The sequence below is a fragment of the Arthrobacter sp. SX1312 genome (assembly GCF_002929295.1).
Classification (GTDB): Bacteria; Actinomycetota; Actinomycetes; order Actinomycetales; family Micrococcaceae; genus Arthrobacter_D.
Genome location: NZ_PJIM01000001.1, coordinates 583,726 through 596,662, shown reverse-complemented (window position 1 = coordinate 596,662; position 12,937 = coordinate 583,726). Strand labels below are relative to the sequence as shown.

General features: G+C 69.4%; 10 protein-coding genes. 8 read left to right on the top strand and 2 right to left on the bottom strand.

Features of this window, described 5'->3' with window-relative positions:
• Positions 1 to 70: 70 nt before the first annotated feature.
• Together dnaJ and CXQ92_RS02880 are read left to right on the top strand one after the other, a co-directional pair.
• Entirely contained in the window at positions 71 to 1,201 is a 1,131-nt protein-coding gene (gene dnaJ / locus CXQ92_RS02885; RefSeq protein ID WP_104165127.1) for a molecular chaperone DnaJ, read from the top strand.
• A gap of 2 nt (positions 1,202 to 1,203) precedes the next feature.
• Positions 1,204 to 1,968 (top strand): 16S rRNA (uracil(1498)-N(3))-methyltransferase, encoded by a 765-nt coding sequence (locus tag CXQ92_RS02880; RefSeq protein ID WP_104165125.1) that lies wholly within the window; start codon positions 1,204 to 1,206, stop codon positions 1,966 to 1,968.
• Between the two features lie 23 nt (positions 1,969 to 1,991).
• On the opposite strand, the gene CXQ92_RS02875 is transcribed toward CXQ92_RS02880, so the two are convergent.
• Positions 1,992 to 2,981: a GerMN domain-containing protein gene (locus tag CXQ92_RS02875; RefSeq protein ID WP_104165123.1), complete on the bottom strand. Its 990-nt coding sequence runs from the start codon at positions 2,979 to 2,981 to the stop codon at positions 1,992 to 1,994.
• A gap of 456 nt (positions 2,982 to 3,437) precedes the next feature.
• Here CXQ92_RS02875 and CXQ92_RS02870 point away from each other — a divergent pair, with 456 nt between their 5' ends.
• The 5 genes from CXQ92_RS02870 to CXQ92_RS02850 all read left to right on the top strand — a co-directional run bounded on the left by CXQ92_RS02870 (position 3,438) and on the right by CXQ92_RS02850 (position 8,882).
• Positions 3,438 to 4,472, top strand: a complete 1,035-nt coding sequence (locus CXQ92_RS02870) for a PhoH family protein (protein ID WP_104165121.1) — start codon at positions 3,438 to 3,440, stop codon at positions 4,470 to 4,472.
• A complete protein-coding gene (gene ybeY, locus CXQ92_RS02865; protein ID WP_104165119.1) occupies positions 4,469 to 4,942 on the top strand; it encodes an rRNA maturation RNase YbeY in 474 nt (157 codons plus the stop codon). The genes CXQ92_RS02870 and ybeY overlap by 4 nt, the downstream gene beginning before the upstream one ends.
• Entirely contained in the window at positions 4,939 to 6,249 is a 1,311-nt protein-coding gene (locus CXQ92_RS02860; protein ID WP_104165118.1) for a hemolysin family protein, read from the top strand. The genes ybeY and CXQ92_RS02860 overlap by 4 nt, the downstream gene beginning before the upstream one ends.
• Positions 6,236 to 7,165 (top strand): GTPase Era, encoded by a 930-nt coding sequence (gene era / locus CXQ92_RS02855; protein ID WP_104165116.1) that lies wholly within the window; start codon positions 6,236 to 6,238, stop codon positions 7,163 to 7,165. The genes CXQ92_RS02860 and era overlap by 14 nt, the downstream gene beginning before the upstream one ends.
• 154 nt (positions 7,166 to 7,319) lie before the next feature.
• Positions 7,320 to 8,882 (top strand): LCP family protein, encoded by a 1,563-nt coding sequence (locus CXQ92_RS02850; protein ID WP_258069678.1) that lies wholly within the window; start codon positions 7,320 to 7,322, stop codon positions 8,880 to 8,882.
• 74 nt (positions 8,883 to 8,956) lie between these two features.
• Here the strand turns inward: CXQ92_RS02850 and CXQ92_RS02845 are convergent, their stop codons facing one another.
• Complete coding sequence (locus tag CXQ92_RS02845; RefSeq protein ID WP_104165114.1) at positions 8,957 to 10,915, bottom strand: M13 family metallopeptidase; 1,959 nt, start codon at positions 10,913 to 10,915, stop codon at positions 8,957 to 8,959.
• 228 nt (positions 10,916 to 11,143) lie between these two features.
• On the opposite strand from CXQ92_RS02845, the gene leuA reads away from it, so the two are divergent.
• On the top strand, positions 11,144 to 12,886 hold the full coding sequence (leuA, locus tag CXQ92_RS02840; protein ID WP_104165112.1) for a 2-isopropylmalate synthase: 1,743 nt from the start codon (positions 11,144 to 11,146) through the stop codon (positions 12,884 to 12,886).
• Positions 12,887 to 12,937: the final 51 nt, after the last annotated feature.

Sequence of the window (12,937 nt, the reverse complement as noted above, 5' to 3'; positions counted from 1 at the left end):
ACCACGGCCTTTCCGCCGGCACAGCCGGCGAGCAGATGACAGAACGTTCAACAGGAAGTGATGTGTACGAGTGAGTAATCACTATGAGGTCCTCGGTGTAGCGCAGGGTGCAACCGGGGAGGAAATCAAGAAGGCGTACCGCAAGCTCGCCCGGAAGCTCCACCCCGACGTGAACCCGGGTCCGGACGCGTCGGAGGAGTTCAAGCGCGTCAGCCACGCCTACGAGGTGCTGTCCGACCCCCAGAAGCGGCGGGTCTACGACACCACCGGCAACGAAAACGGGACGGACAGCGGCTACGGCGCCGGGTACTCGGGCTCGGGCTTCGCCTTCCAGGACATCTTCGAGACCTTCTTCGGCGGCGGTGGCCAGCAGGCCGGCGCCCCCTCGCGGACGCGTCGGGGACAGGACGCGCTCATCAACGTGCGCATCGATCTGAAGGACGCCGTCTTCGGCACCAACAAGAAGATCGAGGTGGACACCGCGGAGACGTGTCCCACCTGCGACGGCAGCTGCTGCCAGCCCGGCACCTCACCCCGCACCTGTGACATCTGCGGCGGGTCGGGCCAGGTCCAGCGGGCCGTCCGCTCGATCCTCGGCCAGGTCATGACGAGCGCCCCCTGCGGCACCTGCCAGGGCTTCGGCACCGTCATCCCCAGCCCTTGCCACGAGTGCAGCGGCGAGGGCCGCGTCCGCGCCCGCCGCACCCTGACCATCAAGGTCCCCGCGGGCGTCAGCACCGGCACGCGCATCCAGCTGGCCGGCCAGGGCGAGGCCGGGACGGCCGGCGGACCGCAGGGCGATCTGTACGTCGAGATCCGGGTCGCCACCGACTCCACCTTCCTGCGCGACGGCGACGACCTGCACGTGACACTGAGCGTCCCCATGACGGCGGCGGCGCTCGGCACCACGGTGCACTTGGACACCTACGACGGCGACCAGGAGCTCGATATCAAGCCCGGCACGCAGCCAGGCGAGATCCTGACCCTGCGGGGACTCGGCGTCACGCACCTGCGGAGCCAGGGCAGGGGTGACCTGCGGGTCCACCTCAACGTCGAGACCCCGCGCAACGTGGACCCGCAGCAGGAGGAGCTCCTGCGCAAGCTGGCCGAACTGCGCAACGAGGAGTACACCGACGGCCAGCTGGCCAGCAGCGGCTCCGGTGTCTTCGCCCGCCTGCGGGAGCGGCTCGGGAACCGCTGACCATGACGCGTCCCCTGTTCTTCGGACCGGGTGAGGCGGTCCGTGCGGCGACCCCCGGCAGTGTCTTCGTGCTCGGCGGGGACGAGGGGCGGCACGCTGCCACCGTCCGCCGCCTCGGCGCGGGCGAGCACCTCGATGTCTCCGACGGTGCCGGTTTCCGGATCGGCGGCGTCATCACGGCCGTCGGGAGCGGGACCGTCGAGGTCGCCGTGGAGACGGCCGGCCAGGAGCCCGCACCGCGGCACCGGCTGATCCTCGTCCAGGCCCTCGCCAAGGGCGGACGCGACGAGCAGGCCGTGGAGGCGGCGACGGAACTCGGGATCGACGCCGTCGTGCCCTGGCATGCCGAGCGGAGCATCGTGCGCTGGCGCGGCGACAAGGCCGAGAAGGGCCGGCAGAAGTGGGTGTCGCTCGTGTCGGCGGCATCGAAACAGTCGCGGCGCTCGTTCGTGCCCGAGGTCCATGCCGTGATGGACACGTCGCGGCTGGCCGCGTGGGCGGAGACCGTCGACCGCATGATCGTCCTCCACGAGGACGCCGACCTCCCGCTCGCCGACCAGGTGTCCGCGCTGCTCGCGGGCGGGCCGTCGCACGGGACCTCGACGGCCGTCGTCGTCGGACCGGAGGGTGGGATCAGTGAGGCGGAACTGGGGAAGCTGCGCGCCGCCGGAGCCGATGCTGCGCGCCTGGGCCCGCACGTGCTGCGCTCCTCGACGGCCGGCCCTGCGGCCCTGGTGCTGTTGAACCACTTGCTCGGGCGCTGGTAGTCCGCGTCGCGCGAGTCCGTCCGCTAGTCGACGACGACGGTCTTCGAGTCCGCCGACTCCCCGTCGTCCGAGGGAACCGAGACGGTGATCTCGTACCGCCCCGGTGGCAGGGTCACCGGGAACGAGTAGGCACCCGGGGCGCCGTCCTGGGGGGTGATGTCGACGGAACCGTCCCGGAAGAGTTCCGTGCCACCCTCCGCCGATCCGTCGACGCTTCGGTCGATCCGCCAGGCCAGTTCGTCCTCCGAGGCCGGGCCGATCCCGTGGATGGTCAGGCTCCCGGAGTCGACCTGCACACCCTCCTGCGGATCGATGATCCACAGTGGCGCGAGGGTCGCGGTATCCCGGGTCCATTCCCCGCCCAGGTCGATGGACCCGAAGGCACGGTGATCCGCCGCGCCGTCGACCAGCACGACGACCGAGCTCGCCTCGCCGCCCGCGATCAGCCCCGCGTCCGAGGCCGCCGCAGTAGCCGTGTACACGAGCTGCTGCAGTGCCAGCCGCCCCTGCTCCTCGTCGAGGCGCCGCGGGAAGGCGTCGGAGGAGATGTCGAGGGTGATGACGTTCTTCGTCGAGACGGATGAGCTGACGTTCGAAGCCGCCCGCCAGGACGAGTGGTAGTCGGGATCGAGGGGCTGCGCCGAGGTCATCAGCCGGACGGCATCCGCGATCGGATCGCCGGCTGAATCCTCCGGCGCGGCCAGGTACTCGCGGAAGAGCCGCTCGGCGCCGTCGTCGGCGCCGAGCCAGTAGACGGGCACGAGCGGTCGGGCGGTGTCCGACGGGCCCTCGGTGGGGCCCCGCCCCGAGGCCTCATCGGGTGGATCGGTGGCGGCGCGCTCGTCCGTCGTCGTCGCGCGGGGATCGGGAAGGGGAGCCATCTGCGCATTGCTCGACGGCAGCCCCAGATCGGGGAGGAGGAAGGCGCCGGTCCCCAGCAGCACGGCACCGGAGGCCAGGAGGATGCCGCCGAGCCCCAGCCGGTTCTTCCTCAGCGGGTCCTGGTGGTTCATGCTTGCCTCCTTCCGTCGAATGCGCGCGGGACGATCGGTGGTTCCCGGCAACAGGTGGTGTGGTCCCGGGGTGTGCTCCGGCGGCTCCGACCCTGGCGCGGGCGGTGGCGGACTGCTCAGGGTGGACCTGTTTCAGCTTGGCACAGGGCGGCAGCGGTGCCGGGTCGAATATCGACACTGGGGATGACTGAAACCTGATCGATACGAAGCCGTGGCCTGTTCGCTATGAATTCCGGGACCGACGGGCGGCCGAGGGGCAGCCCGAGAAACGGCTTGCATTCCGGCCCCTCCCGGGGAATGGGGAGCGCACGGGACATGTTGACGGAAGGACCGGGACAGGCGGGGTGGCGTATCATTGGCATCCCTGCCCCATGGGCGGACACGGGACGGAACCACCCGTACGACACCAGTACGACAATTCGGATGAGGGGCGATCGAAGGCCGGACGGCCGAGGTATGAGCGAAACTTCAACAGGCATCAACGCGGCAGGACTCGACACCAGGGTGTTCCTCTTCGACTCGACGGAGCAGATGGTGCAGGCGCTGGGATCCAACGACGAGGCGCTGCGGCTGATCGAGGACTCCTTCCCCGGCGTCGGTCTCCATGCCCGCGGCAACGAGCTGACCATCACCGGTCCCTCGGCCGACGTGCTGCGGACCGAGCGGCTCGTCGCGGAGGTCCGTTCCATGGCGGCCAACAACGCGCCGGTCTCGCCCCAGGTCCTGGAGCAGCTGGTCAGCATGCTGAAGACGCAGAGCGCTGCCCGCCCGGCGGAGGTGCTGTCCGTCAACATCCTCTCCTCGCGCGGCAGGACGATCCGCCCGAAGACCCTCAACCAGAGCACCTACGTCGACGCGATCGACCGCAACACCATCGTGTTCGGCATCGGTCCGGCAGGTACCGGCAAGACCTACCTGGCGATGGCCAAGGCCGTGCAGGCGCTGCAGCACAAGGAAGTGAACCGGATCATCCTGACCCGGCCGGCCGTCGAGGCGGGGGAGCGTCTCGGATTCCTGCCGGGAACCCTCAACGACAAGATCGACCCGTACCTGCGCCCCCTGTACGACGCGCTGCACGACATGATGGACCCCGACTCCATCCCGCGCCTGATGGCGGCCGGCACCATCGAGGTGGCCCCGCTCGCCTACATGCGTGGCCGGACGCTCAATGACGCGTTCATCATTCTGGACGAGGCCCAGAACACCACCCCGGAACAGATGAAGATGTTCCTCACGCGCCTCGGCTTCGGTTCGAAGATGGTGGTGACGGGCGACATCACCCAGGTCGACCTGCCCAGCGGCACGAGCTCGGGCCTGCGCGTCGTCAGCGAGATCCTCCGCGACGTCGACGACGTGTACTTCAGCGAGCTCGACGCCTCCGACGTCGTCCGGCACCGGCTCGTCGGGGACATCGTCAGCGCCTACGGCACCTGGGACGAGACCCAGCGCGCCGCCCAGGCGCACACCGGCCGGCCGGCGGCCGTCCGATGAGCGTCGAGGTCAACAACGAGTCCGGGCACGACGTCGACGAAGCGTCCCTCGTCCGCCTGGCGAACTTCCTGCTCGAATCGCTCTTCGTCCACCCCGAGGCGGAGCTGTCGGTCATCCTCGTGGACGTCGCCGCGATGGAGAAGCTGCACGTCGAGTGGATGGACGAGCCCGGTCCCACCGACGTGCTCTCCTTCCCCATGGACGAGTTGCGACCGGGTACGCCGGGCCGGGTGACGCCGGCCGGGCTCCTCGGTGACATCGTCCTGTGCCCGGAGGTCGCGGCGTCGCAGGGCGCCGCCGCAGGGCACAGCACGCATGAGGAGCTGCTGCTGCTGACGACCCACGGGGTCCTCCACCTCCTCGGTTACGACCACGCGGAACCCGAGGAGGAGAAGGAGATGTTCGGTCTGCAGCGCCAGCTCCTGTCCGATTTCCTCGGCGGTAACGCCCCTCAGGAGACGCGCGCTTGACCATCTGGCTACTCGCACTGATGGGGTTGCTCTTCGCGCTCACGGCCGCCCTCGTCACGGCCGCCGAGGCGGCCTTCAGCTACCTGCCGCGCCAGGAGGGCGAGGCCCTCGTGCAGGAGTCCCGGAGGGGGTCGATCAGCCGCATCCTCGACGCGCCCGTCGCCCACATGCACGCCCTCCGGTTCTGGCGGGTGTGGTTCGAGATGGCCGGTGCCGTCGCCGTCGCGATCCTCTTCCACGACCTGCTCGACAGCATCTGGCTGGCGGGACTCCTCGCCACCGCTGTGATGGCCGCCATCGGTTTCGTGATCGTCGGTGTGTCACCCCGTCAGCTGGGGCGCACCCACGCTCCGGCCGTCGTCCGCCTGACGGCCGGGCTCGTGTCCTTCCTGTGCGTGATCCTCGGCCCGATTCCCAGGTGGCTCGTGCGCATCGGCAGCTCGATCACACCGGGCGCAGCCCGCGACGAAGCCGCGTTCTTCACGCAGGAGGAGTTCAGGGAACTCCTCTCCCGAGCGTCCGACGCCGAGATGATCGAGGACAACGAGGCGGAGCTGATCCACTCGGTGTTCGAACTCGGGGACACCAAGGTCCGCTCGGTCATGGTCCCGCGCACCGACATGGTCACCATCGAGTCCGGCTCGACGCTGAGCCAGGCCATGTCCCTCTTCATCCGCTCGGGCTACTCCCGGATCCCCGTCATCGGAGAGAGCTCGGACGACATCCGTGGGCTGCTGTACCTGAAGGACGTCGTGGCGAACCTCCACGGACGGCCCGCGTCGAACCTCTCCCGTCCCGTCGACGCCGACTGCCGACCCGCGCGGTACGTCCCGGAGTCCAAGCCGGTCGGCGACCTGCTGCGCGAACTGCAGCGCGAGTCCACCCACGTGGCCATCGTCATCGACGAATACGGCGGCACGGCCGGTCTGGTCACGCTCGAGGACCTCATCGAGGAGATCGTCGGCGAGATCGTGGACGAGTACGACTCCGAGGTGCCGGAGCAGGAACAGCTCGACGGCGGCGAGTACCGGGTGAGCGCCCGCATGGGGATCGACGACCTCGGTGAGCTCTTCGGGATCGACCTGGACGATGAAGAGGTGGACACGGTCGGCGGCCTGCTGGCCAAGACCCTGGGCAGGGTGCCGATCGTCGGATCAGAGGTCACAATTGACGGTATCGGGCTGCGGGCCGAACGCGTGGAGGGGCGCCGCAACAGGGTCTCCCACGTGATCACCTACCGCCTGCCGCCCGAGCACACAGCGCACGACGAACGAGAGACGATAGAGGCTGACAATGAGCGACGCTAAGCACAGGGCCGGATTCGTCTCGCTCGTCGGACGGCCGAACGCAGGCAAGTCGACCCTCACGAACGCCCTCGTGGGGAAGAAGGTCGCCATCACCTCGGCCAAGCCGCAGACCACCCGCCACACCATCCGGGGGATCGTGAACCGCGAGGACTCGCAGATCGTCCTCGTCGACACCCCCGGACTCCACCGCCCCCGCACGCTGCTGGGCCAGCGGCTCAACGACCTCGTCGCCGACACCCTCTCCGAGGTGGACGCCGTGGGCTTCTGCCTCCCCGCCAACGAGAAGATCGGTCCCGGCGACCGCTTCATCGCCGAGCAGCTGGCCCGGTTGAACCGCAAGCCCCTGATCGCGGTGGTCACCAAGACGGATCTCGTGGACCGGCAGGCCCTCACGGAACAGCTCCTCGCCGTCGCGAAGCTCGGCACCGAGGTGGCGGGTGCCGACGGGTGGGCCGACATCGTTCCCGTCTCCGCCGCCGACGGATTCCAGGTGGCCACCGTCGCCGAGGTCTTCAGCAGGCACATGCCCGAATCCCCCGTCCTGTACCCGGACGGGCAGCTGACGGATGAACCGGAAGCCGTCATGGTGGCCGAACTGGTCCGCGAGGCCGCCCTGGAGGGCGTCCGCGACGAACTCCCGCATTCCCTCGCCGTCGTGGTGGAGGAGATGATCCCGAGGGAGGGGCGCAGGGACGACGATCCGATGCTCGATGTCCACGTCAACCTGTACGTGGAACGTCCGTCGCAGAAGGCCATCATCATCGGCAAGGGTGGGGCACGGCTCCGTGAGGTGGGGATGAACGCGCGCCGGGGCATCGAGGCCCTGCTGGGGACGAGGATCTACCTGGACCTCCACGTCAAGGTGGCCAAGGACTGGCAACGCGATCCCAAGCAGCTCGTCAAGCTAGGGTTCTAGCGGGCACTACTTCCCGGCACCGCTCGTTGGACCGCCGGGACACTCCGCCTGCAGGCCCATCCGGCCGACCGACTTTCTCACCTGCCACCGTGCACCGGTGCGCCGTCCGGCCGCCGTCCCGTACGTCCGACCAAGCACCTGAAGGAGCCCCGGCATGACCCGCCGACCATCCAGCGATGGCGCGCAGAGCGCCGGCGACGCCCCCGCGGCGGTCCCGGGTGATGCGTCCGTCGACACGGCCCCGGCCGGACGGCACCTGGGCCGCGGGAGGCGGCACCGCGGGCTGGCCGTCGGGGCCATAGTGATGGCATCCGTGCTCCTCGCCTCCGTGGTGTTCGTCGCGGTCCAGGTGTTCCGCCTGCAGTCGAACGTCGCCACCTCCCCGCTCAACCTGGGGCAGAACGGGGAATCGGCGCTTCCCGTCGACTCCAGTACTGACCCCGTCCAGATCCTCATCCTCGGCACGGACACGCGGACGGGCAACTCGGGGAAGTTCTTCGGCAGCGAGGACGACTCGGCCGGGGAGGGCAATTCGGACGTCATGATGCTGCTGACGCTCTCCGCCGACCGGGAGGACGTCGCCGTCGTCTCGTTCCCCCGCGATCTGCTGGTGCCCCTACCCAGCTGCGTGAACCCCGAGACGGGGGAGGCCTCCCCGGCGATGGATCTCGGCCAGCTGAACGGCGCGCTCGGCGAGGGCGGTCCCGGATGCACCGTCGCTGCGATCAACAATCTGACCGGACTCTCGATCGACCACTTCATGATGGCGGATTTCGATGCGGTCAAGGAGCTGTCCTCCACCCTCGGCGGCGTCGAGGTCTGTGTCGAGGAACCCGTGGACGACGAGTACTCCGGTCTGACCCTGCCCGCAGGGACCAGCGAGGTGGAGGGGGACCAGGCCCTGGCCTTCCTGCGGACGCGCCACAGTTTCGGCGACGGGGGCGACACGGGGCGCATCGCGGCGCAGCAGTCCTTCATGGCTTCCATGGCCCGCAAGGTGCGGGCCGAAGGCACCCTGACCAATCTGCCCCGTCTCTATGCGATCGCCGACACCGTCACACGCAACCTCACGGTGGACGAGGGCTTGTCGAGGCCCGTGGAACTGCTGAAGATCGCCGACCGCATGAAGGACGTCGACCTCGGCAACATCGCCTTCGTGACGGTCCCCACCGAGCAGTGGGTCGAGGACCCCAACCGCCTCGTGCTCGACGAGGAGGCGGCCGCGCCGCTCTTCGACGCGCTGCGCGAGGACCGGGGCCTCACCGAGGACGAAGCGGAACCCTCGGCCACGCCGACCGCTCCCGCGACGCAGGCACCCACCACGCAGGCACCCGCCACCCCGGAGGCCCCGGTGGTCGATCCGGGGTCGGTCCCGGTCCTCGTCGTGAACGCTACCTCGGACCCGGAGCGGGCGGCCGAGGTGCAGAAGATCCTCGTTGCGGCCGGGTACACGCAGGCCGCACCCTACCCGTCCGTGCCGGCGGAGTTGTCGCAGGTCTATTTCAGCTCGGGCTACGAGGCGGCCGCGGCGGATCTCGCCGCCCGGTTCGGCGTGCCGCAGAGCCAGGTCACCCTCGACGAGTCGGCGGCCGGGCTCCAACTGCTCGTCGGTGCGGACCTGGCGACGGGCTCCAGGGTCGTCGTGCCGCCGCTCGGCAGCGCGCTGGAGGGACAGACCGCGGACGAGGTCACCTGCCAGTCCTCGTCGGGCCTGTAGGGAAGGCTCCCCGGGACGCAGGCCGGCCCCCGCGTCCGGGGGACACGGGGCCGGTCGGTTCCCTGCGGTGCGGCCTACCAGATCCGCACGCGGTCCTCGGGCTCCAGCCACAGCCGGTCCTCCGCTCCGAGGCCGAAGGCCGCGTGGAACTCTTCCAGGTTCCGGACCACCTGGTTGCAGCGGAATTCGTTGGGGGAGTGCGGATCCACGGTCAGGCGGCGCTTCGCCTCCTCCGGCCGGATCTTCTGCTGCCAGCACGTGGCCCAGGAGAGGAAGAAGCGCTGGGTCCCGGTCAGTCCGTCGATCTCCGGCGCCTGAGCACCCCCGAGGCTCAGCAGGTACGCGCGGTAGCTGATGCCGAGCCCGCCGAGGTCGCCGATGTTCTCGCCCAGGGTGAGTTCGCCGTTGACGGTCTGTCCCGCGACCTCGGACGGTTCGAGCGCCGCGTACTGGGCGACGAGCCGCCCGGTCAGGGCGTCGAACGCGGTCCTGTCCGCCTCGCTCCACCAGTTGCGCAGGCGCCCGGTGCCGTCGAACTGGGCCCCTTTGTCATCGAAGCCGTGGCCGATCTCGTGGCCGATGACCGCACCGATCGCTCCGTAGTTGACGGCGTCGTCGGCCTCGATGTCGAAGAACGGGGGCTGGAGGATGGCCGCCGGGAAGACGATCTCGTTCATGGTGGGCATGTAGTAGGCGTTGACGGTCTGCGGTGTCATCAGCCAGGTGCCGCGGTCGATCGGTCCGCCCAGCTTGTCGAGCTGCCGGCGGTGCTCGAACTCGGCGGCGCGGAGCACGTTGCCGTGGAGGTCGGATGCCTGCACCTCGAGCGGGCCGTAGTCGATCCACGTCTCCGGGTAGCCGATCTTCGTGGTGAACTGCGAGAGCTTCTCGAGGGCGCGCTCCCGCGTCTCGTCCGTCATCCACGCCAGGGACGTGATGCTCGCTTCGTAGGCGGCGATGAGGTTGCCGACCAGTTCGAGCATGGCGGCCTTGTGCGTCGCCGGGAAATGCCGTTCGACGTACCGCTGCCCGATCGCCTCGCCGACCGCACCCTCGACCAGGGCGACGCCACGCTTCCAGCGGTCCTTGATGCGGGGAGTCCCTGCGAGGTGCGTGCCGTAGAACGCGAAGGCGGCATCGACGAACCGCTCGTCGAGGTAGTCGGCCGCGTGCAGCAGGACGCGGCTCTGGAGCCACTCGCGCCAGGTGCCGAGGTCCTCGGAGCGCAGCGCGGCGTCGAGTCCGCGCACGAACTCCGGCTGGTTCACCACGAGCTCCGCAGCCTGGTCCGACGTGTCGGTGATGATGCGCAGCCACGGGAGGAGATGGTCCGACAGCCCGGCGACGGCGTCGTGCTGCACCAGGTTGTACGTCTTCTGCGGGTCCCTCCGCTCCACGGACCCCATCGACGACGCCGCGAGGCGCGTCTCGAGCGCGAGCACGCGGGCCGCGGCGCCGGCCGGATCAGTGGTCCCGCCGAGTTCGAAGAGCTGCGCGAGGAGCTCCCGGTACCTGTCGCGGGTCTCGGCGAAACCCTCCTCGCGGTAGTAGGACTCATCGGGCAGGCCGAGGCCCGACTGGTACAGGTGCAGCAGGTAGCGCTCGGGATTGCCGGCGTCGTTGCTCACGTACGGCGCCACGAAGCCCTGGACGCCGGAGCGGGTGAGGCCGGCGCTGAGGTCGACGAGGTCCTCGACCGTGGCCGCCGCCCGGATGCGTTCGAGCAGGGGCACGATCGGCGCGGTACCCTCGGCCTCGATGCGCGCCGTGTCCATGAAGTCCGCGTACAGGGTGCCGATCTTCGCGTCCAGCCCCTCCGTGGAACCGTCCGCCGCCTGCGCCGCGGCCTCCTCGATGATGGTCCGGACGGCGAGCTCCGAGGCATCGCGCAGGGCGGTGAACGAGCCCGTGAGCGGTCGGTCGTCGGGGATGACCGTGTCCTTCAGCCACACGCCGTTCGCGTGCCGGAAGAGGTCGTCCTGGGGCCGGATGGTGGTGTCGAGAGTGGCCGGATGGAAGGTGCTGATCGTCATGATGGCTTCCTGATTCCTCGTGGTGCGGCGGGCCGGCACTCGTCCGAGCGCCCCCGGGAGCCATCCTATGTGCCGTGCTATCGTGGCACTGTGCGTGCACAGAGAACTCTTCTTCGGTGCCGCGGCGAGGCCAACTAGGACTCAGAGCCACTGGCCACCCCTCGCCGCGGTGTTCGCGTCGCCCGGCCGCCGACACACTCAGTTCCCATAGACAGGGCCGATTTCCCCATGCGAAACGCACAGAAGACCTCCGGTATGCCGTTCGGCAAGTACCGCCCCTTCCAGGACCAGATCACCGTCGAACTGCCCGACCGCACCTGGCCGGACCGCGTGATCACGAAGGCGCCCCGCTGGTGTGCCGTCGACCTCCGCGACGGGAACCAGGCCCTGATCGACCCGATGAACCCCGAACGCAAGCACAAGATGTTCGATCTGCTCGTCCGGATGGGCTTCAAGGAGATCGAGGTCGGCTTCCCGTCGGCGTCGCAGACCGATTTCGACTTCGTCCGCCAGCTCGTCGAGGGGGACCGCATCCCCGACGACGTCACCATCCAGGTCCTGACGCAGTCGCGCGAACACCTGATCGAGCGGACCTACGCGTCCCTCGAGGGGGCGGACCGTGCGATCGTGCACCTCTACAACTCCACCTCGGTGCTGCAGCGGCGCGTGGTGTTCAACCAGGACCAGGACGGCATCATCGACCTCGCCCTCCAAGGCGCCCGGCTGTGCCGCAAGTTCGAGGAGAACATGGGCAGCACGGCGATCACCTACGAGTACTCCCCGGAATCCTTCACGGGGACCGAGCTCGAGTTCGCCGCACGCATCAGCAACGAGGTCTCAGCGGTGTTCGAGGCCTCCGCCGACCGGCAGGTGATCCTGAACCTGCCCGCCACCGTGGAGATGGCGACGCCGAACGTGTACGCGGACTCCATCGAATGGATGAGCCGCAACCTCACGGACCGGGACAGCATCATCCTGTCGCTGCATCCCCACAACGACCGCGGCACCGGGGTGGCCGCGGCGGAACTCGGGTACCTGGCCGGCGCCGACCGCATCGAGGGGTGCCTGTTCGGCAACGGCGAGCGGACCGGCAATGTGGACCTGGTGACGCTCGGCATGAACCTGTTCAGCCAGGGCATCGACCCGGAGATCGATTTCTCCGACATGGACGGCATCCGGCGCACCGCCGAGTACTGCAACCAGCTCAGCGTGCCCGAGCGGTCCCCCTACGGCGGCGACCTCGTGTTCACGGCCTTCTCCGGCTCCCACCAGGACGCCATCAAGAAGGGCTTCGAGAGCATGGAGCGCGACGCCGCCGACGCCGGCGTCGGTGTCGACGACCTCCCGTGGGCCGTCCCGTACCTGCCGATCGACCCCAAGGACATCGGCCGGTCCTACGAGGCCGTCATCCGGGTGAATTCGCAGTCGGGCAAGGGCGGGGTGGCCTACCTGCTCAAGAACGAGCACAGCCTCGACCTGCCGCGCCGCGCGCAGATCGAGTTCTCCGGTGTCATCCAGCGCCGTACGGAGACCCAGGGCGGCGAGGTCAGCGGTGCGCAGCTGTGGTCGGTGTTCCAGGACGAGTACCTGCCCACGCGCACCGAGGGTGGCTCGGAGGCCTGGGGCCACTACGAGCTCACCTCGGTCAACACGGATACGGCGGAGGACGGCTCGTTCAAGCTGGTCGCGACGCTCCTGGTCGACGGCGTGCAGCAGCGGAAGGCTTCCCAGGGCAACGGTCCCATCGATGCCCTGCTCACCATCCTCGGCCAGGACGGCGTGGACGTCCGTGTCCTCGACTACACCGAGCACGCCCTGTCCTCGGGCGGCAACGCGCGTGCCGCCGCCTACGTGGAGTGCGCCGTCGGTGAACGCGTGCTGTGGGGCGTCGGTATCGACGCGAACACCACGATGGCCGCGCTGAAGGCCGTCGTCTCGGCGGTCAACCGGGCCATCCGCGACGCCGCCTGAACCCCGTCCGGCCCCGACCTGCCGCCCCCGCCGTCCCGCGCCGAGCGGACC

Coding starts and splice junctions, on each gene's coding strand:
- CXQ92_RS02880 (WP_104165125.1), top strand. CDS start 1,204: ATGACGCGTCCCCTGTTCTTCGGACCGGGTGAGGCGGTCCGTGCGGCG.
- CXQ92_RS02875 (WP_104165123.1), bottom strand. CDS start 2,981: ATGAACCACCAGGACCCGCTGAGGAAGAACCGGCTGGGGCTCGGCGGC.
- CXQ92_RS02870 (WP_104165121.1), top strand. CDS start 3,438: ATGAGCGAAACTTCAACAGGCATCAACGCGGCAGGACTCGACACCAGG.
- ybeY (WP_104165119.1), top strand. CDS start 4,469: ATGAGCGTCGAGGTCAACAACGAGTCCGGGCACGACGTCGACGAAGCG.
- era (WP_104165116.1), top strand. CDS start 6,236: ATGAGCGACGCTAAGCACAGGGCCGGATTCGTCTCGCTCGTCGGACGG.
- CXQ92_RS02850 (WP_258069678.1), top strand. CDS start 7,320: ATGACCCGCCGACCATCCAGCGATGGCGCGCAGAGCGCCGGCGACGCC.
- CXQ92_RS02845 (WP_104165114.1), bottom strand. CDS start 10,915: ATGACGATCAGCACCTTCCATCCGGCCACTCTCGACACCACCATCCGG.
- leuA (WP_104165112.1), top strand. CDS start 11,144: ATGCGAAACGCACAGAAGACCTCCGGTATGCCGTTCGGCAAGTACCGC.